The organism is Dyadobacter tibetensis Y620-1 (genome assembly GCF_000566685.1).
In the GTDB taxonomy this organism is placed as follows: Bacteria; Bacteroidota; Bacteroidia; order Cytophagales; family Spirosomataceae; genus Dyadobacter; species Dyadobacter tibetensis.
In genome coordinates, this window is sequence record NZ_AZQN01000003.1 from 266,058 (window position 1) to 290,820 (window position 24,763).

Genomic DNA, 24,763 nt, shown 5'->3' on the forward strand with positions numbered 1-24,763 from the left:
GTATTTTAAGGAATAACAGCTCCTATTCCGATATAAGTTTCATAACGAAACAATTGCCACTCTGTTATACCTGGAAATACTTATCCTATTTGGATGCTTTTGAAAGGGCAATCAAAACACCTCCCATAATAATGAGTAACATGCCGATCAGCATAGGGAAAGAGGGGAATGCCTCACCCATTATGATACCCAGAACGGAAGAAAATAGAATATTGGAATAGCCAATGGCAGCGATGCGCCCGGCTTTGTCATAAGTAAAAGATTCAGTCAGCATCTTTTGGCCGATTAATGCCGTTAGTCCTAGGGCCAGAAATCCCAACCAATGATAAGGGCTAAGGGGCAATATAAATCGACCGATGAGGAAGTTGTCGGTGATTTCCGGAAATAATTCTCCACCGGCCATAGAAGCCAGAGGCATAATTATCCCACTGAGCATAAAGGAAAGAATAATAGCCCTTACGTCGTAATGATGCCCCAGATGTCGAATGGAGAGGTAGGAAACGGCTGTAAGAATGGCCACCCCTAGGCCCAGGGCATGATCGTGAACGGACATGTCGAGATCGGGACGAAATACGAAGAGTATCCCCAGAAAACCTATTCCGATGGCAAGCCATTCCTGGAAACGGAGTTTTTCCCCTAAGAGCAACCAGGATAGCAAGGCCAAAAAAATAGGATAGGTGTATTGGTAGGTGGAGGCTCGACCCAGACCCAGGACTTGAATAGAATAAAAAAGCATATAAAGGGAAAGGGTTCCTACCACGCCTCTAAATACGAGTAGACCTAGCTTGCCTCCTGATTTTTGTTGAAGGGGTCGCTTCCAGATGCTGTAGCCAATAAATAGGACACCCACTACGTTCCGAAAGAATACCAACTCTAGGGTAGGGAAATGCCGACCCAGCCATTTGGAAAGGCCCGAGGTCAAGGCAAAAAACAAGGTGGCGCCCAACATAAGTTGGATACCTTTCTGTTGATGTGGGAGTGAAAGCCGTTTGGCTAAGGCAGTTAGCAAGATACTTTTTTTGTGCAAAGGTAATATTTTAGCTATTAGATTTTGATCTTGCCCAAAAACGTTAAAGAGAAACCCATTTTAATTTCATTATCTTTGCATCACTTTGGTGCCATAGCCACATCGTGTGGTTTGAGGCTTAATAGGGAATCCCGGGAAGATCGGGAGCTGTCCCCGCAACTGTAAATCTAATTTCTACTACCCACTACTTCATAGCCACTGTTTCATCAGGTTCGAAATGGGAAGGCCGGGGGAAGGAGAGGATAAGTCAGGAGACCTGCCAAGGGTATGTTGTTTTCAATCTTTCGGAGGAAAAGCATTGATATACAGTTGAATATATGCACAGTTTAAAGCTCTTTTTTAGAAATATTTGGTTGCCGGTTCTACTATTGTCGGGCCGAGCTCTGGCGCAGACAGATTCGTTACTTCTGGAGCCCTTACTGGTAAAAGGCTTCGGTGCACAACATTACATGGCAGGCCTGAAAGTTCAGCGCCTCGATTCTGCCAGTTTGGCCCAGTATGGCTTTCAAAATCTGGTAGATTTATTAGGTGCTCAATCCAATCTTGCCTTTCGTAATTACGGCCCTGGACAATTGAGCACGGTTTCCTTCAGAGGTACTTCTGCCAATCATACGGCAGTATTATGGAATGGGCTCAATATCAATGCTCCTAGTTTAGGACAAACCGATTTTTCTACGATACCAGTTGTAGCCTTCGATGCCATGCGTATTCAATATGGATCTTCAGCCAGCTTAGTGGGCTCCGATGCGGTGGGTGGAAGCATATTATTGGATAGTGAAATCCCCTCCCTTGGTTCCGATTTAAAAGTGGGCTACAGACAGGCTAGTTTCGATAACCGGTCGGCACAGCTGGCTGGTCGATATGCATCCCAGTTGTCACAAAAATGGAGGTTAGCAGGCAAAACCGCATTATATCATACGCTTATTCCAAACGACTATCCCTACAGCGAAAGACAAGGTACTGCCTTGCTGCCTACTCACACTAAACAAAACGGGTTAGTTCAAGATCTGTATTTCCTGTCGGATAACCAACAAGAAGTATCTGCTCACCTATGGATTACGGACAACCAAATCACCCTAGTTCCAAAAGATACTGCGGGCCGGGAATTTACGAGCATAACAGCTTATAGAGCCATGTTAAAATACAGATGGGCCAACCTGGTGGCAAGCGCTGCCTGGGTACGCGATCTTACCGATTACGGAAAGGGTGCGCTGGTAGATTTGGAACATTCCGAGGTGGATCGCCTCGCCAATCGATTGGTGTATGAATACCGGTGGAATTTGGGAAATGGCCGTTTCCTGAATACTATGCTGGGTGGGGAATTTACGCATTACCGAGCACGATTGGAAAATTATTCAGACCCTCTGATAACAGAAAACCGGGGAGATCTTTTCTTGCTAACCCGCATGCAGGCCACTGAAAGGATGGTGCTGGCGCTGAACTTGCGCAAAGCGTATATCACCCGCTACAGCCCTCCCCTCACTCCTTCGCTGGGTGTTGACTATCATTTACTCCGGCAGGAGCGACATAGCCTGAGTCTCAAGGGAAATGTCAGTAAGAGTTATCGGGTGCCAACGCTAAATGAGCGATACTGGTCGGAGATAGGAAATCCTGACATCCGCCCGGAAGCAGGATGGAATAAAGAAGTAGGCCTGGAAAGTAGGGCGTCATTTAGGGGAAATCAACAATTCACTACCTCCATATCCCTGTACCATAATAGGGTAAAGGACTGGACCTATTGGAATCCATCCAAGCGGTATTTTGTGGAAAATCTACAGCAAGTTCTAGCCCAAGGCATAGAACTCGATGCCGACTGGAAGTGGCAAATGGATAATTGGGCTTTGGGTGCGACTGGTGGATATGCTTATACCCATAGCACACAGGAAAAGGCCTACGACGCCTATAGCGGTGATGTGGTGGGTAAACAATTGATGTTTGTGCCCCGTCATCAGGCCCATTTAAGTGCTTATTTACAATCCAAACTAACACGTCTGACCGTGTATTATAAGGCTGCTTCCAGGCAGTATACTACATTTGATAATACAGATTTCCTGCCAGGGTATGGCCTGATTAACGTTATTGGGTCTACAAAATTCTCCCTAGGTCAAATGTGGCTTGGCGTGCAGATGCAGATCAATAATCTGAGCAACACCTATTATCTTAATGTTCGCAATAATGCCATGCCTGGGCGTAATTATGCGCTGAGTTTAACGTTTGAATTACCGAATATAAATAAGGAAAAGAAGTCTGAATAAGCCATGGATTGAGATAAGGACTAAAATTTTATTTTTTTTGCATTTTAATATGAATAATTACCTACTTACAATGAAGAAGCAAATATTAAGTATAGGGGCATTGGGAACTCTACTTTTGGGGACCTGGTCTTGTAACCAAAGCGAACCAAAGCCCAAAGGCGATTATGCCCAAGGCGTGTTTGTAATCAATGAGGGCAACTTCAGCAGCAATAATGGGTCACTATCTTTTTTTAGAAGAGAAGATGCTACTGCCGACGCCGACGTGTTCAAAACAGTGAATAACGTTAGCCTCAAAGGTGGAATACAAGGATATGCGATTGCAGGAGAGGTGGGATTAATATTAGTAGACAATTCGGCGGCCTCCATGGATAAAATTGAAATTGTCGATGCCAATACCCTCGAATCCATCGCTACCATTGGTAGTCCGGAAATCGAAAATCCAAGGGAAGTGGTCGCTATCAATGGTAACAAAGCCTACGTGTCTTGCTGGGGCGCTACAGGGAACTATCCGAACTTCTTTATTTCTGAGGGTTACGTTGCCGTTATAGACCTCACCACCAATCAGGTTACCAAGCGTATTGCGGTTCCTAAAGGCGTTGAGGAGATGGTATATATCAATGGAATGATTTATTTGGGTACAGTCAATTATAGTGGTGTCAATACCCTTACTATGATTAATACAGCCACCAATGCGATCGTAAAACAGGTCGAAATGGAAACGTCGCCTCGTGTTGTAGGTATGGACGATTCCGGAATGCTGTGGGTGCAGGCAGGACTCAAATTCATTCAACTGGATGCGACTAGTCTTCAGGTTCTGAAAACAGTGGCCGTAAGTACCGATGGAAGCAAGTCAATCGGGCATCCTGTAATGAGTAAAGACAAGAAAAGTATCTATTTTACGCTGTCCTATTATGATGCTAATGGAGTGAGTTTAGGACAGACATACCAATATCCGGTGGCCGCAACTCAAGTAGACCTATCCAAGCCATTAATTAATAGAGCTTTTACAGGCCTTGGAATCGATCCGCAACAAGGATTGATCTATGGAGGTATTACTCCATCCTATGCTCAGGGAGGATATGCAATTCGTTACCGGGCTGATGGTAGCCTGGTCGATTCCGTAAAAGTGGGAATTGCTCCATCTGGATTTGTATTCAAATAAGGTCTGTTAAAATACTCGTGAACGGCTCCCAAACCTCCTGGTTTGAGGAGCCGTTTTGTTTGTTATTGCCGTGGTTATTTTGAAAGCTGTTCAGATTTTGACAGGAGTGATTTTTGTTAGTATATTCCGTTTTGAACTACTAAAAGCCGATTGTTTGCATATCCTCATATGTCTTTTTATAAAAAAATCCTCCTTGTCTATCTTACATTCCTCTTGCTAGCCCCTCGTTCACAGGCACAGGCTTGGTTAAATGAATATACCAGTCATATACGGTATGGAGAAGTGTTTGTCGTAAAAAAGATTCAGATTCCTTGCACCCAGTACGATACTTATCTGGTAGATCAGCAAGGACGAAAGCTCACACCGGCATATCGGGATATCGGCCCTTTTTCCGAGGGACTGGCGGAATTTGTACCTAAAGAGGGTTACCAGAACAAGCAGGGCTATCATGGCTTTATTGATAAAAGGGGAAAGGTGATCGTCCCTGCCGTTTATTTGGCTACCGACCGATTCAGAAGTCGTAAAACCTGGGTTATTTATGATGCGGGCGAACAGTATGGCATCGCCTATATTGACTCTACAGGAAAGGAGTTTTTTACAGTCCCGGTTCATCACTTTAAAAATGATTTTCTCAAATCCAAAGCTACTGTCGACTATGTGTGTAACCAGGATACGAAAGAGGATCTGATCTGGTGGAAAAATAAGGAAATCTTCCTGTTAAACTGGAATTTCAGTCCATTTATTGAGCAAGAGATCAAGGAGTCTGAAGGGGTATACCATTTTTTGTATAAGGGTAAATATGGAATTATCAGTAAAGACTTGGTACTACGAATTCCGGTTGCTTTAGATGGAATCGATCCGGAGTACGAATTTTCGGGACAAGGATTAGAGCGTATCCAATACGGAGATAAGTTTGGCTATATGGATCGGTATACCGGAGAAATAGTTGCACCATTCGTATTTACGGACACGCGAAAGCCTACAGCGGGTTTGTTCTGGGCTAAAAAGGAGGGGAAATGGGGTTGTATCGATCGGAAGGGCGACACCCGGATCCCTTTTATCTATGACGAAGCAACCGGCTTTACAGGGGAGGATCGATCGGCAGTGGCTATTAACGGAAAATTCGGCCATATCGACAAAAAGGGAAAGGTACGCACTCCCTTGATTTATGACTTCGCTTCGTATTATAATAATGGCATTTCCATGGTGCGGGTCGGGAATAAATACGGCTATATCAACATCAAAGGAGAACCTATTACCCCGTTTCATTACGAGGAAGCTTTGCCCTTTGATAAGGAAACGACATTGGCCGAGCGCTATGGAATAAAGTACGAAATTACTACATCAGGTACTGAAAGCTTCGCTGGGTTTAATTATAAATGGAAAGTGCTATTTATAATGCTAGCATTGTTTTTGTTCATCTATTTGAACAACACCTTTTTTCGGCTCGGACAGAGGCGTCGGGAGCGAAAAGTGCCTTGATACGGGCTATATGACTAAAATGCTTTGCTGTGAACCAGGGGCTATTTTCCATTTGTTTCTGTCATAAATGTATTTCGGCTTCATGATTTGATGCTGCTCCAGCTTAATCATCAGGACGTTCTCTAGATTTAGTTGGAGTGATGTATAAATAGTAAAAGGGTCGGGGCCTGGTCATTAATGATCAGGCCCCGACCCTTTTACTATTAAAAGCTATCTTTTACTTGAAAAATCCCTGCGGATCAGGCATTCGGGTTTTTAGCATGTTGACAAACTCCAGATTGAGTTGACTGAAATCCAGAACCCTGCCTTTATGAAGGTGTTCCCAGGACTTCTCAGGCTGATCCAGATTGTAATGCACCATGGCCTGGTTATATTGGCCTAAGGCATAGGTGGAGTCAATACCAATAGCATGGTCGAGCAGGCGTTTGGCCTCGTTCAGCTCTTCCCTTCTATTGGTTATTCCGTACAGTTTAAGGTCTACCGTTGATAAGTCTACCAATAGGGCTACATTATCAGACTGCAAGTTCACGCCTCGACTCAACATTTCTTTAGCTTCTACCCAGTCTTCACGCTGAAAGCTTACCACTCCGAGACCCCAATAGGCTTCGACATTTTTGTCGTCAAGCAAATGGGCCAGGTTAAACCGATAACACGCAGTATCCAGGGAGCCTTCCTGCAGGTATTCCCAGGCCCGGGTAGCAAAAAAACTGCTTGCTTCTCCTCGTGAGGTAAAGGATTTGTCACAATTACTTAAAAATCGAATTTCTTCATCGATCTGCTCCGATGTCTTGTTGCCGTCTCCAAAAAGGGGTAGTATTCTTTTTTCTTGGAGAGACAAGGGACGTTTTTGGGCGATGTTCGTGTCGGTTACCGGTGCACTGGCGCTAGCCAGATGGTTTATCTGACCGAAGCCAATTACCGGAGAAGAAAGGAACAACCAAAAAACAATAGATTTTTTCATGTTTATACTTAAAGGGGAAATGGGTTTCTATTGTCCAATTTAAACGTAAATATTGAAAATGTATTGTATTATCTTCTTTTACTTCTGCTCGATCCCTTGCCTGAGCCTGTTCCGGAACCTCTTCTGCCTTCTTTCTGACCCTTTTTCTCTGGCTTGATTCTGGTGGGATATATTTTCTTTTTCTCATGAAAAGCTCCCAGAAAAGTAGGGTCTTCTTTTCGTTTTTGTGCATCAATTTCCCGAAGCATTTCCTGCTGTTCAGGCTTTGGAGTAGTCAGAATCTCCAGATCAGCAGGTAGCGGCTTTTGGGGAATCTCTGTTCTGATGATTTTTTCGATTTTGCGAATATGATAAGCGTCTGCCATGGTCATAAACGTTATGGCTTTCCCAATATTGTTTGCACGGCCGGTTCGGCCAATCCGGTGCACATAATCTTCATAAATCAAGGGCACGTCGAAATTAAATACATGGCTCACTTCGGTAATATCAATTCCGCGGGAGGCCACATCTGTGGCGACAAGCACGCGTACCGAGCCTTCTTTGAATGCCTCCATAGCATTGGTACGTGTATTTTGCCCCTTATTAGCATGTATTACTCTTATCTCTTCTTCCGGAACTACCTTCCTTAAAAGGTATTTATAAACAAAGCCAGCAATTTCCCGACTCCGTGTGAAAATTAGCACACGCTTAAATTCATCAGAGCTCTGTAGGAGATAGGTCAGCAAGTTTATTTTGGTGCCAAAGTTGGGGAGCTCATAGAGGACCTGTTCTACCATTTCTGCAGCCGTGGCTTGGGGGGTCACTTCTATTCGGGTAGGGAACTCTAGGAATTCGAAAGAGAGCCTCTCCACCTTGTCGGCAAAGGTGGCTGAGAATAACAGGTTCTGTCTTTTGCGGGGCACAATTTCCAGCATTCTGCGGATCTGTGGCATAAAGCCCATGTCCATCATTTTGTCGGCTTCGTCCAGAACCAGGGTTGTAAGATGTTTTACAACAACAATTTCTTTCAGGTATAAATCCATAAAGCGCCCCGGCGTAGCCACGATAATATCTACCCCACTTTCTATTCCTTCTATCTGCGCCTTGGTGCCGACTCCACCAAACAGCGCCACGGTGCGAATATCGGTGTATTGGCTAAACTGCTTGATGGCAGAGGTAATCTGCATGACCAGTTCTCGGGTAGGTGCCAGAATAAGGGCCCTGGCATGCACACCCTGAGCATATTTAATCTTCATTAACAAAGGAAGCGAATACGCTGCGGTCTTGCCTGTACCCGTTTGGGCTATTCCTAAAACGTCATGACCCGCCTGAATAAGGGGGATGGCCTGCTCCTGAATGGGCGTGGGCTTGCTATATCCCGCCTCTTCTATCGCATTGAGAAGTTGACGGTTGAGCTTAAAATCTTCAAAGGTAATCTGCGTTGTCTGCATGATACAAAGGTACAAAAAGTATTACTGTCTAGTCCTGCCCGGTATTCTTCTTCGAAAGGATTATTCCTGTCCAATCCCATATTTTCAATAGGAGCATCCAATATGACAAGCCGTTTGTACGTGATTTTTTGAATTTTTTCTGAGGAACTAGCATACTAAATTGCCGCTCTTTGGTGACCTTTCCATTTTTTATCATCTAAACAGTAAGGTACTTCTTACCATTTTGATTTGAAACACACTTAACATCCAAAAGAATGAAAAAATCAATTTTAAATTTCAGCGTTCTGTTATTGGCTTCTGTAATGACCTTCTCGTCTTGCTCTAAAAATACCAAAGAAGAGGCCAATGAGGCTGCTGCCTCGGCAATGGCCGATGTAGAAGATGCCGGAACAAAAATGAAAGATGCCACCATGGATGTGGCCTCAGACGTAAAAGAAACGACACAAGATGTTGCCGGAGACGTGAAAGATGCCTCCAAAGGGTTGATCTCAGGCGTGAAAAATGCCTCTGAAAAAGTTGCAGATAATGTCAAAGAGGCGGGAGGTAAGGTTGCCAGCGGCGTAAAAGATGCCTCAAAGTCTGTTCAGGAAAAGGTAGCCAGGCTGGATCAGTCAGCTAAAAACCAATACGATGCCTTCGATAAGGAAATTAAGCGCCTGGATCAAGAGATAGCCAACGCTTCGGCCATTCAAAAAGCTAAGTTACAAAAGACTCGTGAGGCCATTATAAATAAGCGTAATGCCTTGCTGGATAAGTAAATTCATTGTATTAAGGTTCAATCATAAAAAAATGGTTCCATTGATAAAGTGGAGCCATTTTTTGCCTTAAAGGCAATGGTTTTTTCGGTTGCCTAAATATTTCATAAATTGGCTCCTTCGTGTTATTCACGAAACCTGATTCCTAAAACATAACTATTCCTATGAAACTTAACTTTTCCTTTCTCCTTATGTCCTTCATACTAGTGATTCACGGCTGTATGGCTAAGGATACATCTACTACTGTGGACACGCTTCAAAAGCGTGAAGGGCGGATACATATCCCCATGGGCGGAAATGCCTATGTACGCACAGGAGGCCAAGCAACTATCTCTTCCAAAGGACTCGTTAACTGGGCAAGTCCCAACGATGTCATTGACAGTTATATCCGCTTTGCCAAAACCGGGAAGGTGAATTTATTTCTTAATGCCCAAGCTCAGGGAGATAGTCGAATTAACATCCGTCTAGGAGACCAGTCTAAATTGGTGAATTTAATAAAGTCTGGTGATGGCTATTGTGCCCTAGGTGAATGGTCCATTGCGGATACCGGTTATGTTAAAATCTCCCTTCAGGGCGTCAGTAAAACGGGGGGTAATTATGCTGAAGTGTATTCCATCATTGCCGATGGAGAGGCCGTAAATCCTCAGGCCTGTTATGTGCAAAATAATAAGGATAATTACTTTCACTGGGGACGTAGAGGCCCCTCAGTTCATCTTAACTATTCCGTGCCAGAGGCACCCATAGAATGGTTTTATAATGAAGTTACAGTGCCTGAAGGTCAGGATATTGTAGGTTCCTATTTTATGGCTAATGGCTTTGCAGAAGGGTATTTTGGTATGCAGGTCAACTCCGATTCCGAGCGCCGTATATTATTTTCCGTATGGAGCCCCTTTCAAACTGACGATCCCAAATCGATTCCCGAGGGCAAACGCATTGTCCTATTGTCCAAAGGAGATCAAGTTCACACCGGCGAATTTGGCAACGAGGGTTCAGGTGGGCAGAGTTACCTGAAATACAATTGGAAAGCGGGTAAAACTTATCGTTTCTTACTTAAGGGAGTACCTACTTCAAATAAGACGACTACATATACCGCTTATTTCTTTGCTCCTGAGACTCAGAAATGGTCACTAATCGCTAGTTTTAGACGGCCCGAGACAGACACCTACCTGAAGCGCCTGCATTCCTTTTTAGAGAATTTTATTCCAGAAAAAGGAAATGTCACCCGACAGGTTCATTTTGGGAATCAATGGGTGAAGCCTGCTTCCGGATCCTGGGTAGAACTTACCCAAGCTAAGTTTACAGCCGATGCCACTGCCCGAAAAGGGTACCGCATGGACTATGCGGGAGGGAGTAATCAACGTTCATTTTACTTGAAAAACTGTGGCTTCTTTGATAATTTTACCCCCATCAATGCTCAATTCAAAAGGGAAGAGCTTGGTGTGGCTCCTCAAATAGATCTGGAGGCGGTCAGCCGTTTGTCTGAAGATGCTGCAAGGCAGCCCTGATCTGCGCATAGGAAAATTCGTCACCTAAAGCGCGTCTCACCTCAGTGGCTGACAAGGTGTGGTGCGATCTACAGTAATCCAGTATAGGGTTTATTTTTTCGGGAGGGAAAAGGCTGAAGGCGTTCAGATGTCCGGTAGAAATATAGTAGAGCAAATGTGACTCTACTGCCGTCATACTGAGCTTTCTGGCACGGGCAATTTCCGTTGGGGATTGTCCGTCCATAAACGCCTCATAAGTAATCTGACGGGGATGAGGCTTCTTTTTCGATAATTTTATTTCCGTAAATGCTTTTTTCGTGGTTTTAAGAATCGATTGAGGATCTTCTCCTGAATTTTTAGAAATCAGGTTTAATAATTCGTTTCCAAACTTGCGAAGTTTTGTCTTCCCAATCCCGGGAATCTTGCCCAATTCTTTCAGGTTTCGGGGTTGGCTGCGAGCCAGTTCTGATATGCATTTTAACGAAAGAATTTGATAATCATCCACCTGAAAGGCGGCAGCTTTTTCATTGCGCCATGACTTTATCCGAAGGTATAAACCAGTGTTGGCCTGTCCCCTCGGAGCCTGGCCTGATATAACGATGGGCCTGTCAGCAGTGAAGTAGTCAATATCAGCATTCGATTTGGTTTGTAAATAGGTATGGGCTGCGAAACCATGCTGTGAGGCTACCAGGCATTTTTCTTTTATATAAAGGGCATGGCGAAGTGCTTCCAGCATATTGCTGATGTTTTGTTTAAGTGCGGTATTATCGGTTTCAATCTGAAATAGTTTTAACCTCGGAAGAATTATTTCCTGTATTTGGGTCACAAAATATTTAGATGCCTGTGATATGCGCGTCTTGAGTTGAGGATATTCCATCACCCCATTAGCCTCTTCTAAAAGCCCTAGAAGTTGATTTTTAAACTTATCCGCTACCAGGTAAAGTTGAGTCCAGAGTAGATCGTTAATGGTTTGAAATTCTTCCACCACGTGTTTGTTTAAAACCATTAAGTTCTCTTGAATTACTTTGATCAGCTGATCGGAAGGCTTTTTCAGTGGGGTGAAATCGAATAGATCTTGTAATAAACCCGATTGGAATACCTGCTTCTCTACCTGTAGTTGAAGTTCATTGGGCGGGTGGGCCCTTACTTTCGAACTAAAATTGGCTACCAGTGGATCTGTTTTTACGCTGGACTGGGTGAAGGGCTTGCTCAATACCAGTCCATTCAGGCTTTTACAACGGCTCAGAGCCACATAAACCTGGCCGGGAGAAAAGGACTCACTCGCATCGATTATAGCCTTTTCAAAAGTGAGCCCCTGACTTTTGTGAATGGTAATGGCCCAGGCGAGTTTGAGTGGGAGTTGAATGAAGCTTCCCAAGATTTGCTCTTCCATTTCTTTGGTTTCGACATTCATCACATATTTGATATTCTGCCATTCCGCTTTTTCTACAACGATCTCAGAGTATTGGTCTTTGCATTTTACATATATAGTGTCTGAAGCAATTCGGACCACCTTGCCAATTTTGCCATTATAATACTGTTTTTCGCGACTCGGATCATTTTTAATAAACATTACCTGAGCACCCACTTTCAGATCCAAGCTTTCTTCAGTAGGATAGTTATGAGCAGGAAAGTTCCCTTTGTATTCGGCTTCAAAGGATATTTTTTCCCCTTCTAACTGGTCCAGTTTCGTAGCATTAAGCTGGTGCGCGAAGGCTTTATGCGTCGTCAGGGTTATGTAGCCCTCATCATCCTCCGGTTTGAAATTGGCTATGAATCGTTCGTTAAGCGTTTGGATGCTTACTTCATCCAGCTCATTGTCTCGGACCTGATTGAGCAGATTCACGAAAACGGGATCACTTTGCCGGTATATCTGAGTCAGTTCAATGCAAATAGGTTTTGTTGGAGCAAGGGCCTTACTTTCAAAAAAATAAGGGTTTTTATAATGTTCTCTCAGTATTTGCCAATCCGAATGGGATACAATGGGTGGGAGTTGGTGTAAGTCACCAATCATAAGGAGCTGTACCCCACCAAATGGGCTTTCCCGATTTCGGTAGTGGCGCAGCACATCGTCCATAGCATCTAATGTGTCGGCGCGCACCATACTGATTTCATCAATTACTAAAAGATCCAGTCCCTTTAGCACATTAATTTTATCCTTGTTAAATTTAAATCGGTTCTGACCTTGGAAACCGTCGGGAATGTAGGGGCTAAAGGGTAGTTGAAATAGGGAATGGATGGTTACGCCACCCGCATTAATCGCTGCTACTCCAGTAGGAGCCACAATAGCCATACGTTTGGGTAAGGTATCTTTGAGTGTGTGCAGAAAGGTTGTTTTTCCTGTACCCGCCTTGCCAGTCAAAAAAATATTTTTGCTGGTATAGTGGACAAACTCCCTTGCAAGTTCAAGTATGGGATTGCTAGTCATATTTGTATTGCGGCATTACATAAATGTGCTTTACAAAAATAACATTTCTCCCTGGTATATATGGGTTCACAGCCATTAATCGTTACCCTGTTAGAAGCTAAAATGAGTATAGATATGCTTTATGTCACTGCAATTATCTCTGGTATTTTTCTGGCAATTTCCTATATACTTACAGAAGACAATGCTCGTTACTTGCTCTCTGGCTATAATACCATGTCGGCCGAGAAACGTGCAAGAGTTGATATCAAAAATTATATCCGGTTTTTCAAAGACTTTCACAGGAAGCTGAGTATAACCCTTTTTCTGGGAACCTTGGGCTTATGGTTAATTAGCCAGAACTGGGCCTCCGTTTTCATGGTAACTTACCCTTTGTTGGCTTATGTCTATTTCTTGTGGAGAGGTCATTCATACTATTCTAAAGCAGATAATAGCCTGGCTACTTATATTCCTATGGGGATTTTGCTTGTCGTGACGCTGGTAATTGGCCTGACCACGATTCGTGACCTGAAGGAAAACGAATTAATCCTGGAGGACAATATTTTAACAATCAAAGGAAGTTTTGGGTTAACTCTCCAAAGCGATGATATACAGGATATCCGTCTGGTTGCGCAGTGGCCTGCTGTTTCATATAAGGTTCGTGGCTTTGCGGCAGGGTACGTGGCGAAGGGACTATTCAAAACTGAAGATAAGGAAGTGGTTCATCTGTTTATCGATAAACGATACGATGAGGCATTAAGGCTTGATACTTTTAAGGGAGTGATATATTATAACACCGAGCCCTCGATGCTGAAGCGTGTGAATGCTAAGATAATGACCTGGAAAGCAGAGAACGCTAATCGGAAACAGAATTAGGCAAATTGCTTAATTTTTTGCGATTTTTTCGAATACCATCTTCTGATTTGGTCGTTGAGTGGTGTTTCTATATATTGATTAATTATTGAAGCCATCATGAGACTGATAATCAGCGTCAGAAGGATTGCAATCTCTATACTAAATGAAAATTCTTGTTGCAATGCGTTGATCAACTGGGAGCCTATGTATTGGTGAAGGAGATAAAGGCTATAGGATATTTTGCCTAAATAGAGGAATGGTTTGGTAATAAGAAAATTGAGACGCTCCATAATAAAGAGGACGAAGATCAGGTGATAGCCCAAAATAAGTCCATAATGCTCCCAGGCAGATATATGGTACATGCTTCTTCCCCCCTTGTCATGAAGATAGCAGGCCAGTAAAAAGCTTGCACAGAGACAAAGTATATAGCGATTTGTAAGACCATTGAACTTAACTTTATAAAATACGATCCCTGAAAAGAATAGGGGAAAGTGATTCAGAATCTGGATTTTCAGAGTGATGTATTGGTAAGCGCTAGGGTAGTAGGGACTTAACAGATGAAAGACGGCAATGACCGCCATGATTACTAGAGAATGGTTAATAATGGCGTCGATTTTTTTATATACTAGCAGAAGAAAAATCCAGAAATAAAACCATAATTCTACCAGGAGCGTCCAGTAGGACCCGTCCAAATCTTCGATTCCGAAATAGGTGGGAAACATCGTAAGGTTGGCAATGACTTGCGGAAGGCCGAAATTCTGGGGTTCGAAATAAAGTACAAAAAGTGCTGTAATCGTTACGCAAACCCAGTAAGTAGGATACAAGCGAGCAAAACGGAAAACGACAAAATCTTCGGCTCGATTTATTCTGAGGATGCTCATATAAATTACGAATCCGCTGATCATAAAAAATATATCTACACCCGTCACGCCATAGCGGAATTCCCAGCCCAATTTAATGGCATTGTCATTCATTGTAAAATGAAATATGACAACTGCTAAGGCTGCAAAACCACGTAATACGTCAAGCTCAGCTATACGATTTCTCTTTTCTAATCTCATCCCATAGTTGTGTGTCACCGGCTATATCCAATAGCATCAGTGTGTTAAAGCAAAATTAATTAAAAAATTGCGCTATTCCTTCCCTGACACGGCGATACCCGTATCATTCGATCATAAAACAGTATTAATACGCATATGGTGCGTAATAATACTGTTTTATGATTAAAATTAAATTTATTTGTAGGGTTAGTTATTATCTGCGCCTTCTCCTTTTCTTTTTGGGCTGTACTTTAGTGGGAACCACCTCGCTGACCTCTTCAAAAACTTCCTGGTCAGCATTCTTCTCCCCCGATAATAAATAAGGTAGACGTCCTAGAACAATTTCTTCTATTTTGGAATGGCTATTTATTGCTGATAGGCGATAGCTATATTGGTAATGATCTGCTTTTAGAAGATAAGGGGCATGCACGCGCGGCGACCAACTATCGTCGCCACCCAGCCCCATTTGTGCCATATCGATATGCACAAAGGTGCCCATACTCCTGCTGAGTGCCGTTCCCCGGGATTTAGCATTATTTAAGGCTTCATCAGAGTAGTCATGAGCAGACAGGTTTAATAGGGAGTCGGCTACGATTAGCAACCCCAGGCCCTTCTCATTGGTGATAGAGGCCCAGCGCACATCGGTTTTGTTACCGTTTTCTTGAGGAGAGATATAAGGAAAATGTTGTCCGGGCACCGTTCCGGCATAGAGCCCTACCGCTGCACCAGTTTTGCGATCCGGGTAACTTTCGTGGGGGCCTCGGCCAAACCAGCTGATTTGGTCGTAGTACGACGGCATGACCAGCTGTTGCCCGACTCTGGCAAATGATGGCCAACTGCCTTCCGGTGTAATGCTGTTTTGAATATGAATATCCCCAGTGGCGTAGACGGTATAAATGGTATTGGTTTGAATCTGCTGCTGGGCCCCTTTTAAAGTTTTCTGAAATAAGACACGAATGGCATGAGAATTAATTTTTGAAACTTTATAGGATGAAGTACCGATCGTCAATTGGTTTAGGCCTGATTGTCTCCAGCTTTCAGCATAGCTTTTTTCCTTTCCTCCCTCGTCGTTATCGGTAGGTACTCTCCAGAAGCTAGCTTCTACAGGTGCCCGCAGCATTTCTTGTTGCTGGTTTTTAAAAGAGGTCATACCTCCTTTACTGCGGTCGAAGATTACCGAAAAATTCTCCCCGCTAATCTGCAGGATATTATTGTTGATTTGGGTAAGCTTGAGAGCCGCAGAACGAGCAAGGCTAATGGTCTTTGGGTTTTCATTAGCCAAGGCTACTACAAATTGGGCCCATGCGACGATATGACCCTTAGGGGCAAAAAGGCTGCTATCTTTCTGCGAAATTCCAACAGTAAGATGATACTCCGCTCCGGCCTTTACACTGCTTGGGGTCTTATAAGGAATCTCAAGAGTCAGGGATTTTTGGGGAGCCAGGGATAGCTTAGGAATAATTCCTTTGTCAACTTCCTTTCCATTTTCTGTAAATGACCAATGCGCTTCCAAATGATCCAACCCCATGAAATCGTAACCATTTCGTATAGAAATCTGCTTTTTGTGGGCGCTGAGGCTATCATTTTCGTCGAATTTGATATATTGATACACTTTTTTTACCTCCTGTAATTCTGGTTGGGGTGTACGATCAGGATTGACTAGACCATCGCCCGCGTTGGCCCCATCGACTAAGTTGAAATAATCCCAATATTTTTGACCGTCAGCGTTTTTTAGTTCCAATCCCTGATCGACCCAGTCCCAGATAAAGCCCCCCTGCATACCAGAATTTTTTTCGATTACATCCCAGTATTCTTGTAAATTTCCTACGCTATTACCCATTGCATGAGCATATTCGCAGAGGATTAACGGGCGGGACCTATCCTTTTTAACAAGATCTAGCATATCCTGGGTGGACGGATACATGACTGAAATGATATCGAAATTGCTTAAGGAGGTAGGGTTATAGTCCTTTCGTCCTTCGTAATGAATAGGACGAGTGGGGTCGGCCAGACGGATAAATTCTGCCATGGCTTCAAAGTGCTCACCCATGCCCGATTCATTGCCTAGCGACCAGATGATCACCGAAGGGTGATTCTTGTCCCTTTCTACCATGGCCTTGGCACGGGCCATAAAAGCTGGCCTCCATTCGGGTTTGGAAGCTAGAATGATGTTTTTCTCCCATAGTTCATGCGATTCGATATTCGCTTCATCCATGACATATAAGCCATACTGGTCGCAGAGGTCGTACCATTCGCTGACATTGGGATAGTGCGAGGTTCGTACAGCATTAATATTATGCTGCTTCATCAACTTAATGTCGCGGATCATCATTTCCCTACTCATCACGCGTCCTGTTGCCGGGTCGAACTCATGGCGATTAACCCCCTTAAGAGTAATTGCTTTTCCGTTGACTAATAATTGCCCTCCTTTTATTTTTACCTCCCTAAATCCGACTCTTTGGCTGGTTGCTTCCAGTACCTTACCATTCGAGTTCATCAGCTGAATGGTTAGGGTATAGAGATAGGGATTTTCTGCATTCCATTTAATAGGCTCTGAAAGTGGTAACTCCAGACGAACGGGAACTTCCTGGCCTGGAGTCATACTTCTGATAATTCGACTGTTGGGTGCAATGACGACCTCACCTTGAGCATTGTATAAGGTAAATACCATTTGGTGGGCATATACGCTGGAGTCACTGTAATTTTTGGCAAAAGCACTGATGTTCAGATTACCATGTATCAGGTTGGCATCCAGCTGTGTTCGTACTGTAAAGTCTGTGATATTAACTTGTGGAAGTTTGAGTAAGGTTACATCTCTGAAGATACCAGAGAGCCTCCAGTAATCCTGATCTTCCAGGTAACTTCCGGTAGAATAGTTGATGACCTGTACGGCCAAATGATTTTCACCTCTTTTGACTAAGTCGCTGACATTAAATTCAAATGGGGTCATTCCATCTTCATGATAGCCGATAGCTTCGCCATTTAGCCATACATAACAAGCGGATTGTACCCCACCAAAATGAAGGAAAAAGGTATGGTTATTTACGAGTTCGTCGACAGAGAAGGTTGTTCTATATAAGCCTACTGCATTTTGTTCCTCTGAAATAGATGGTGGGTCGGCTTTGAATGGATATTTAATATTGCTGAAGATGGGTGGGTCGTAGGATCTTCCTTCTAAGGCACCTACTACCTGCCAGTTGGAAGGCACCGGAATTTTTTCCCAATCCTGAACTGGGAAGGCAGGATTAAAAAAGTTGGTTGGGGCGTTTTTGGGATGACTAACCCATTTAAATTGCCAGTCGCCATTTAAAGACTGGACGAAAGGGCTATGGTTATCGAAATTCCGGGCATTTATTTCGCTATAATAGGGAGTAAAATGGGCCCTGGGTCTTTCGGTGTTTACACTAATTAATTGAGGGTCCTGCCATTCAGGGATATGTTGTGCAATGGACGAAAATACCTGTAAGGATAGTAAGAGGGTGAGGGCAACGAAACGCATAATAACTATTTGATTCGAATGAGTAGTGCCTGATAAGATTCCATAATCAGGGCATATTATTGAAATAACGGTTTGCCAAAAATAGTTAATATGAGAAGGATTCGTCCATGATTGGGCCTGATAAAACCACATTTATTTAGGTTTTGGTAGAATCTTTCCAATCGGGGCATAGATTTGCTAGCTTTGTCTCGTAATTTTTCGCCTTTTCGACTAAGTATTACGTTTTTATTATCTTTTATTTTACTATAAAAATAGTCCCATGCTCCTTGCTGTAGATGTTGGCAACACAGATACCGTTTTTGGATTATACGAGTCGGATGACTGCGTGAGTGTTCTTCGCATACGCACCTTATCCACTGAGTCTCCGTCTAATTATGAATCTCAGATTCGATTACATTTTATGGAGACGGGACTCTGGATGGGGGATGTTTCTACGGTGGTATTAGGTAGCGTAGTCCCCGATATGACTCCCATTCTTCAAAAGGTTTTGCTATCCCTTTTCGGGGAGGGTACTATATTAGTTGGACCTACCATTTTTCCCGAACTAAATATAGCCATAGACCATCCTCACGAGATAGGAGCGGATTTGATCGCCAATTCCGTTGCCGCAATGAACCGATATAACAGGAACTGTGTGATCGTGGATTTTGGCACTGCACTCACATTTACTACGGTATCGGCCCAACGTGAAATATTGGGTGTGGCCATACTTCCAGGACTCAAAACGGCGGTAAAAGCGCTATTTACCAATACGGCTCAGCTGCCGGAAGTACCTCTCGAGCTACCCCAATCGGCCATTGGCAAAAACACAGTTCATGCCATTCAGTCGGGAATACTGCTGGGGTACGAGGGTTTAGTGAAGTCACTCCTGTCGCGTATTAAGGAAGAGCTTCAAGGAGATTGTATCGCTATAGCGACGGGAGGTTTGTCCTCTATCATTGAAACCCTACAGGATGAGTTTGTGGAGATAGATCCTCGGCTGACCTTGGATGGTTTACGACTCATCGGAGAGAGGGTCAGTAAAGCATAAGCTCGCTTATCGATTCTGGTCAAAATCTGCCATTGGCTATGCGCTTGAAGCCTTTCAGGGGCCAATTGTACAAGTAGGTCCAGCAACTTAGCCGTAGCCCGCTCTGGGTTTGAACCTCGATGGAACGCCGTATATATTCCCCCTGATTTTCGGAAACTTCTTCGTAGACATCCAAGATCTTTAAAGTTTCATGGGGCTGGCGAAGCTGGTAAATCTCTCCCCAGAAATGGGAATGGCCATCAGGATTATAAACCGCTCCCGGATACCAGTCGATCAGATAAAGGTCGCCAGGGGCATATCCTTCTCCAAAAAATGAAGCATGCTCTGCCAAAAAAGTGGAGTAAGGGTTGGTATGGCCACGCATAAGTGTGCCGTAAACAAACAAATATTCAAGAGATAACTCAGTGGGCATGGTAAGTTTAAAAAAAATCTTCCAATAATACCTGGGGGTAACTTTTTTTTGTTAATAAACGGAAGTCATCCCTATATATAATTTATGAAGGTAGTATTTTTCTTAAATTGCAGTTAAAGCTTCATCTATACTATTATGTACGAAAAGAATCTGGGAACTAAGCAAAAAGCCTTACGCATCAATCTCGATCCAAGAATATACGGATCCTTTGCTGAGATAGGTGCCGGGCAGGAAACCGCGGCCATGTTTTTTAAAGCCGGTGGGGCTTCTGGAACCGTAGCCAAAACCATGTCTGCCTACGATATGACCTTTAGTGATGCTATTTATGGCACGGAGGCAGGTGGACGTTATGTGGTAGAGTCGCGTCTGATGAAGATGTTAAATAGGGAATATGACCTTGTAGAGAAACGTCTTTCTGAAAAACGTGGAGTAGATAGTCTATTCTTCGCTTTTGCCAATACGGTAGTAGCGCTCAATTTCCAGAAAACCAATGAAGCTCATGGCTGGCTAGGGCTTCAGTTTCAACTGACTCCATTCGGGCCTACCAATTATGTAGTAATACATGTCCGTATGCGGGACAATGAAAATTTACTTCAGCAACAAGCCTTAGGAATTATCGGTGTCAACCTTCTTTACGGCTGCTTTTTCTACTATCGCTCACCTCAGACGCTTCTGAAGTCCTTGATGGATGACCTGACCACTGAGCGTATAGAGATTGATATGGTACGCTTTAGCGGCCCTGATTTCGAAAGGGTCGATAATCGACTGATGAGTCTGCGGTTGGTGCGGAATGGGTTTACCGACGCTGCGCTTTTTGGTGCGGATGGAGGTGTTTTGCAGCCATCAGAGGCTTTGTATAAAAAACATATTCTCATGATGCGCGGGCGTTTACGTCCTATTACGAATGTACATATCGATCTGATCGAAAACGGCCAAAAGCAATTCCTTGCCGAACCGGATGTAGATGAATCTAAAGTAGTACTGGTTTCGGAACTTACCCTTCATAACCTGAAAGGCTCAGATAGAGATATTGATGAAAAGGATTTTCTGGATCGGGTGGACATACTCTGTTCGCTGGGCCATATGGTAATGATATCCAATTATCATGAATACTATAAACTGGCATCCTTTCTTTCTCGCTTGTCGAAACTTAAAGCCGGGTTGTTATTAGGTAGTCCAAATCTACAGGATATCTTCGAGGAAAAACATTATGAATTTCTGCCAGGAGGTATATTAGAGTCCTTCGCTACCCTGTTTAGCCGGAAGGTCAAGCTCTTTATTTATCCTACTTTGCAACCTGATGGATCCGTTTATAGTTGCGAAAATTTTGTAGTACCGGAGCACCTCCGGCCCTTGTTTCAATATTTGGTACTCAATGATAAAATTGAGGATATTCGAAACTATAATAAGGACCATATGCATATTACCACCGACAGCGTCCTTGAGATGATTAAGCGTGGGGAGCCAGGTTGGGACAAATTGGTGCCGGAGAATGTCGCAACCATGATAAAGGAGAAATCGCTCTTTGGACTTCCTAATGATGAAAATTATACAGATGTTGTAAAGCAAATTCACCAGGCCGTAGGGAATCTTTAAAATAACTTGGCCCATAACCGGCAGGCACTGCCTGTCGGTTATGGGTTTCTTCAATTTACATCCAATTGGGTTTTATTTTAATTCCACGATATTCAATCTGGAGAATACGGCCTTTCCACCCTCCGCCGAGAGTAATATTTTGCCTTCCGACTTCTTAGGGAATACCATATCGGTAAGGGCCTGAGCTCCTCCGTTGGCAAAAATCTCTACCATGGCCCTATCAACCAAAACTTTTAATTTTAGCTGGCCATTTTGAAGGGGAACTTTTATTTTTTCTACACTCGGAAAACGATCGCTAAATGAGGTGTGCCCCGATTTTCTGCGGTCAAAAGAAAGCATTTCCGTGCCGGTGTCATAGCTCAGGATACTAGCTTCTTCTCCACTTTTTAATAACTGAATTTCCACAAGTTCAGCCGATCCCATGGTAATTTCCGCCGTTAGTAGGTATGAATCACCAGTAAAGTCCAATGTTTCTGCTCCAGACACCTCTAGGCCGTCGAAACTTACTTCGTCCTTGTAGATGGGTTTTAAATCTATGGGCTCTTGTAAAAGGCGGTAGCCATTCGGAGTAGACTTTAGGCTCAGTGCCCGGGGTATTGACATGCTCCCTCTAAACTTTTCTGTAGGGATCTTATTCGCGTATTCCCAGTCGTTAACCCAGCCGATCATGATGGGATTCTGCTGGCTGTCTGGTAGGTTGTTGAATGGAATTCCGGCATAAAAATCCTTGCCTTCATCGATAAATAATATTTCTTCCTGTGGCTGTGCACGGAATGTTTTGCCATCGAAGTCCCCTACAAAATACTGCATGGCCAAATAGTTTTTTTCCCTATGTCCACTAGAGATTGTCAAAATCCATTTCTTCTCTTGGGTGCCTTCTACTGGTATTTCAAATAGAGCAGGGCACTCCCATATCTTGGTAGTATCTCCTTTCTTTCCGAATTCGCTCAGCAGCGTCCAACTTTTAAGGTCTTTGGAGCTATAAAACTGGGCCAGGTACTCCTGAGGCTTCACCACAGACATAATCCATTTTTGCTCAGGTGCGTACCAGAAAACATTGGGATCGCGAAAATCCTTCATATTAAGGTCTAGCACTGGATTCTTGTCATATAACTTCCAGGTACGGCCCTTGTCGTGGCTGTAACCCAAGCTTTGGTGTTGCCTCAGGCCCTCGTTGTTGGAGTGGACATGAGAAGTAAATATAGCTACAATACCATCTTTCTTACCCGTTTCGAAAAAACCGGACGTGTTATCACGATCGACTACTGCACTCCCAGAGAAGATCATGGTTTCAGTTGAGTCTGCATTGCTAAATTCCTCAAGAGCTATTGGCAGATGCTCCCATTGTATCAGATCGGTACTGACCGCATGTCCCCAGCTCATATGTCCCCATTCATTACCGTAGGGATTGTATTGATAAAACATATGATACTCCCCATCCAGATAGACTAAACCATTAGGGTCGTTAATCCAGTTTTTTTCGGGAGAGAAATGATAATTAGGACGATAGCTCTCCCTATCGGTTTCTTGAATTTGCTTCTGCGATTGGCAGGAATATAGGGCAAGAGTGGCAACTGCCAACAATATGAGTGGTTTGAACATAGCGAAAAGTTTAGCGGTGGAATCGGGTAATCTCTATGGTTGATACTATCTTAAAAGTTAGGATTTTGTTTATATAATCCTTTTGTAAAGCTTATTTCTCGTTGTGGAATCGGAAGGTATTCGTCTCTACCTGCAGTAAATCTGGCCGTTGATAGATAGGGTCTACGCAATTTTTCTTTATCAATATAAGCATTAAGGGTCTTTTCTGCTATTCCCCAGCGCACCAGATCGAAGAATCGGGAACCTTCGGTGGCAAATTCTAGGCGACGTTCCCAGCGTAGTGCTTCTCTGGCAAATCCTTGGGTCCACCCATTATTAGTATAAGATTTAATATAATACTTGGAGGCGAAACTTCCATCCTGTTTCTTTAGTCTGCCTGTGCTCTGCGCTGCTCTTTCCCGAACCTGATTGATCAGAGGAAGTGCCAAAGCGTGCTGGCCCAGTTCAATATAAGCCTCAGCCTGCATTAGTAAAACATCGGCGTATCGGATGATGTCAATATTTTTTGAAGTGCCAATAAATGGACCTTCCTTATGAAAAGAAGAACTCGTGGCTAGTTGCTGTTCTTTCATCGTATGGAAATATCCGTAAACGCCCGGATCACGAATCCAACTATTACTAAAAGGCTTACTCGCATCGTATTTATAAACATGCTGGTCAATACCGATGGTATGGTCGACTCTAGGGTCTACTGTTTGATTTGCGAAGTCGATATTGGAATCATTGAAGTGTTCAAAGTCTGGGAGACCATTCGCATTGGTTTTGAAAGCATTGGCCATATTTTGGCTAGGTTGATGAAAACCGCAGCAACCATATTGTGGCGCCCCATGAGGGTAGTTGAGCCCAGTGACATAACTTAAGCGTCCTGTTGCAGTTCCATCGTTGATAGAATATTGTATCGCAAAAATGGATTCGGGGCCATTTTCTGTTTCAGCTATAAAATTTTCGGCATAATCGGGCTGTAGACTATATCTTCCCGAAGTTATGACCAGTTGGGTCAGTTCTACCACCTCTTCTAACTTATTGCGATTGATTTCAGTAACCTGATGCTGTTCATTTTGGGAATAAGCCTGGAATAAACGGAGTTTGGCCAGATATGCCGCGGCGGAGAGCTTGTTGGCCCGTCCAATTTGGCTTTGAGTTTCAGGAAGATTATTAATGGCAAATTGGAAATCTTCGGCTATTTTATCCCAAAGTTGATCGTTGGTTAATTCCACGTTGGAAGTCTGCAAAATCTGCTCAGAAGTCAGTGTTTCTGTAATATAAGGGATGTTTTTAAATAGCATTTTTAACATAAAATGCGAATGAGCACGTAAGAAACGCATTTCAGCTTGCCTTTCCTTTTTAAGAGGATATTGACTTTCCGGGAGAGCATTGATGCTATTTAAAGCCGCATTGGCCCTGGAAATTGCCTTGTAAAAATTCTGCCAGGTATATGGATGGAAGAACTCGAAGTCTGGACGAGTAAGGTTATAATGCTCATAAAAGTCTATTTCGGCCAGATCGGAAACGCCACCTCCACCCTTATAGCTATCGTCGGAACGGACACTGCCATACACCCACATGCTCGTCATAGGCCCTATCATTTCGTCATTTCCTATTCCTGCATAAGCTGCAGTTACCAGGGCCTCTGCCCCGGCTGCCGACTCAATATTTTCAGCAGACAACAAGCCTTGAGGCTGATAATCGAAATAATTTTTACACGAAGAAAAGATTAGTAGTCCACTGGCAAGCATTAGGTAAGATATATACTTGATTTTCATGATTTT

17 protein-coding genes and 1 riboswitch are annotated in these 24,763 nt (G+C 43.5%); of the genes, 8 read left to right on the top strand and 9 right to left on the bottom strand.

The annotated features are described in order from the left end of the window. Window positions 1-85: 85 nt before the first annotated feature. A complete protein-coding gene (locus tag X939_RS0108180; protein ID WP_229236029.1) occupies window positions 86-1,027 on the bottom strand; it encodes a DMT family transporter in 942 nt (313 codons plus the stop codon). A 69-nt stretch (window positions 1,028-1,096) separates the two neighbouring features. Then, a riboswitch (cobalamin riboswitch) is annotated at window positions 1,097-1,305 on the top strand. Between the two features lie 39 nt (window positions 1,306-1,344). Between X939_RS0108180 and X939_RS0108185 the strand changes: the two genes are divergently transcribed. The 3 genes from X939_RS0108185 (at window position 1,345) to X939_RS0108195 (ending at window position 5,926) form a co-directional block, all read left to right on the top strand. Next, the gene (locus X939_RS0108185; RefSeq protein WP_025762776.1) at window positions 1,345-3,282 is read left to right on the top strand and encodes a TonB-dependent receptor plug domain-containing protein; all 1,938 of its coding nucleotides are present in this window, start codon (window positions 1,345-1,347) and stop codon (window positions 3,280-3,282) included. Window positions 3,283-3,352: 70 nt separating this feature from the next. Next, entirely contained in the window at window positions 3,353-4,444 is a 1,092-nt protein-coding gene (locus tag X939_RS0108190) for a YncE family protein (protein WP_025762777.1), read from the top strand. Window positions 4,445-4,612: 168 nt separating this feature from the next. Further along, a complete protein-coding gene (locus X939_RS0108195; protein WP_025762778.1) occupies window positions 4,613-5,926 on the top strand; it encodes a WG repeat-containing protein in 1,314 nt (437 codons plus the stop codon). Between the two features lie 217 nt (window positions 5,927-6,143). On the opposite strand, the gene X939_RS0108200 is transcribed toward X939_RS0108195, so the two are convergent. Both X939_RS0108200 and X939_RS0108205 read right to left on the bottom strand, forming a co-directional pair. Then, on the bottom strand, window positions 6,144-6,887 hold the full coding sequence (locus tag X939_RS0108200) for a tetratricopeptide repeat protein (RefSeq protein WP_229236030.1): 744 nt from the start codon (window positions 6,885-6,887) through the stop codon (window positions 6,144-6,146). Between the two features lie 68 nt (window positions 6,888-6,955). Then, window positions 6,956-8,317, bottom strand: coding sequence for a DEAD/DEAH box helicase (locus X939_RS0108205; protein WP_025762780.1), 1,362 nt, complete (start codon window positions 8,315-8,317; stop codon window positions 6,956-6,958). Window positions 8,318-8,571: 254 nt separating this feature from the next. Between X939_RS0108205 and X939_RS0108215 the strand changes: the two genes are divergently transcribed. Further along, window positions 8,572-9,075 carry a hypothetical protein gene (locus X939_RS0108215; protein ID WP_025762781.1) on the top strand — a complete coding sequence of 168 codons (504 nt, stop codon included), beginning with the start codon at window positions 8,572-8,574 and terminating at the stop codon, window positions 9,073-9,075. A gap of 188 nt (window positions 9,076-9,263) precedes the next feature. After that, a complete protein-coding gene (locus tag X939_RS0108220) occupies window positions 9,264-10,577 on the top strand; it encodes a DUF3472 domain-containing protein (RefSeq protein ID WP_131694734.1) in 1,314 nt (437 codons plus the stop codon). On the opposite strand, the gene X939_RS24075 is transcribed toward X939_RS0108220, so the two are convergent. Next, window positions 10,540-12,984: a helix-turn-helix domain-containing protein gene (locus X939_RS24075; protein WP_025762783.1), complete on the bottom strand. Its 2,445-nt coding sequence runs from the start codon at window positions 12,982-12,984 to the stop codon at window positions 10,540-10,542. The two genes, X939_RS0108220 and X939_RS24075, sit on opposite strands and share 38 nt — an antisense overlap. Window positions 12,985-13,044: 60 nt before the next feature. Here X939_RS24075 and X939_RS22200 point away from each other — a divergent pair, with 60 nt between their 5' ends. Beyond that, the gene (locus X939_RS22200) at window positions 13,045-13,836 is read left to right on the top strand and encodes a DUF3784 domain-containing protein (RefSeq protein WP_025762784.1); all 792 of its coding nucleotides are present in this window, start codon (window positions 13,045-13,047) and stop codon (window positions 13,834-13,836) included. Here X939_RS22200 and X939_RS22945 read toward each other — a convergent pair. Next, window positions 13,833-14,876: an acyltransferase family protein gene (locus X939_RS22945; protein ID WP_025762785.1), complete on the bottom strand. Its 1,044-nt coding sequence runs from the start codon at window positions 14,874-14,876 to the stop codon at window positions 13,833-13,835. The two genes, X939_RS22200 and X939_RS22945, sit on opposite strands and share 4 nt — an antisense overlap. Before the next feature lie 193 nt (window positions 14,877-15,069). Next, window positions 15,070-18,354: a beta-galactosidase, LacZ type gene (lacZ, locus tag X939_RS0108240; RefSeq protein ID WP_025762786.1), complete on the bottom strand. Its 3,285-nt coding sequence runs from the start codon at window positions 18,352-18,354 to the stop codon at window positions 15,070-15,072. 259 nt (window positions 18,355-18,613) lie between these two features. Here lacZ and X939_RS0108245 point away from each other — a divergent pair, with 259 nt between their 5' ends. Continuing rightward, window positions 18,614-19,384: a type III pantothenate kinase gene (locus X939_RS0108245; protein ID WP_025762787.1), complete on the top strand. Its 771-nt coding sequence runs from the start codon at window positions 18,614-18,616 to the stop codon at window positions 19,382-19,384. Window positions 19,385-19,403: 19 nt separating this feature from the next. Here the strand turns inward: X939_RS0108245 and X939_RS0108250 are convergent, their stop codons facing one another. Then, window positions 19,404-19,796, bottom strand: coding sequence for a gamma-glutamylcyclotransferase family protein (locus X939_RS0108250; RefSeq protein ID WP_025762788.1), 393 nt, complete (start codon window positions 19,794-19,796; stop codon window positions 19,404-19,406). Between the two features lie 135 nt (window positions 19,797-19,931). Here X939_RS0108250 and X939_RS0108255 point away from each other — a divergent pair, with 135 nt between their 5' ends. Beyond that, window positions 19,932-21,392 (top strand): hypothetical protein, encoded by a 1,461-nt coding sequence (locus X939_RS0108255; protein ID WP_025762789.1) that lies wholly within the window; start codon window positions 19,932-19,934, stop codon window positions 21,390-21,392. 72 nt (window positions 21,393-21,464) lie between these two features. Here X939_RS0108255 and X939_RS22210 read toward each other — a convergent pair whose 3' ends face one another. Next, the gene (locus X939_RS22210) at window positions 21,465-22,994 is read right to left on the bottom strand and encodes a glycoside hydrolase family 32 protein (protein ID WP_084299364.1); all 1,530 of its coding nucleotides are present in this window, start codon (window positions 22,992-22,994) and stop codon (window positions 21,465-21,467) included. Window positions 22,995-23,044: 50 nt separating this feature from the next. After that, complete coding sequence (locus tag X939_RS0108265; RefSeq protein WP_025762790.1) at window positions 23,045-24,757, bottom strand: RagB/SusD family nutrient uptake outer membrane protein; 1,713 nt, start codon at window positions 24,755-24,757, stop codon at window positions 23,045-23,047. Between the last annotated feature and the right edge of the window lie 6 nt (window positions 24,758-24,763).

Bases quoted from the DNA above. Each gene is read 5' to 3' on its own strand.
- X939_RS22210 (WP_084299364.1), bottom strand. From the start codon at position 22,994: ATGTTCAAACCACTCATATTGTTGGCAGTTGCCACTCTTGCCCTATAT.
- X939_RS22200 (WP_025762784.1), top strand. From the start codon at position 13,045: ATGGGTTCACAGCCATTAATCGTTACCCTGTTAGAAGCTAAAATGAGT.
- X939_RS0108200 (WP_229236030.1), bottom strand. From the start codon at position 6,887: ATGAAAAAATCTATTGTTTTTTGGTTGTTCCTTTCTTCTCCGGTAATT.
- lacZ (WP_025762786.1), bottom strand. From the start codon at position 18,354: ATGCGTTTCGTTGCCCTCACCCTCTTACTATCCTTACAGGTATTTTCG.
- X939_RS0108185 (WP_025762776.1), top strand. From the start codon at position 1,345: ATGCACAGTTTAAAGCTCTTTTTTAGAAATATTTGGTTGCCGGTTCTA.
- X939_RS0108205 (WP_025762780.1), bottom strand. From the start codon at position 8,317: ATGCAGACAACGCAGATTACCTTTGAAGATTTTAAGCTCAACCGTCAA.
- X939_RS0108255 (WP_025762789.1), top strand. From the start codon at position 19,932: ATGTACGAAAAGAATCTGGGAACTAAGCAAAAAGCCTTACGCATCAAT.
- X939_RS22945 (WP_025762785.1), bottom strand. From the start codon at position 14,876: ATGAGATTAGAAAAGAGAAATCGTATAGCTGAGCTTGACGTATTACGT.
- X939_RS0108195 (WP_025762778.1), top strand. From the start codon at position 4,613: ATGTCTTTTTATAAAAAAATCCTCCTTGTCTATCTTACATTCCTCTTG.
- X939_RS0108220 (WP_131694734.1), top strand. From the start codon at position 9,264: ATGTCCTTCATACTAGTGATTCACGGCTGTATGGCTAAGGATACATCT.
- X939_RS0108265 (WP_025762790.1), bottom strand. From the start codon at position 24,757: ATGAAAATCAAGTATATATCTTACCTAATGCTTGCCAGTGGACTACTA.
- X939_RS0108215 (WP_025762781.1), top strand. From the start codon at position 8,572: ATGAAAAAATCAATTTTAAATTTCAGCGTTCTGTTATTGGCTTCTGTA.
- X939_RS0108245 (WP_025762787.1), top strand. From the start codon at position 18,614: ATGCTCCTTGCTGTAGATGTTGGCAACACAGATACCGTTTTTGGATTA.
- X939_RS24075 (WP_025762783.1), bottom strand. From the start codon at position 12,984: ATGACTAGCAATCCCATACTTGAACTTGCAAGGGAGTTTGTCCACTAT.
- X939_RS0108190 (WP_025762777.1), top strand. From the start codon at position 3,353: ATGAAGAAGCAAATATTAAGTATAGGGGCATTGGGAACTCTACTTTTG.
- X939_RS0108250 (WP_025762788.1), bottom strand. From the start codon at position 19,796: ATGCCCACTGAGTTATCTCTTGAATATTTGTTTGTTTACGGCACACTT.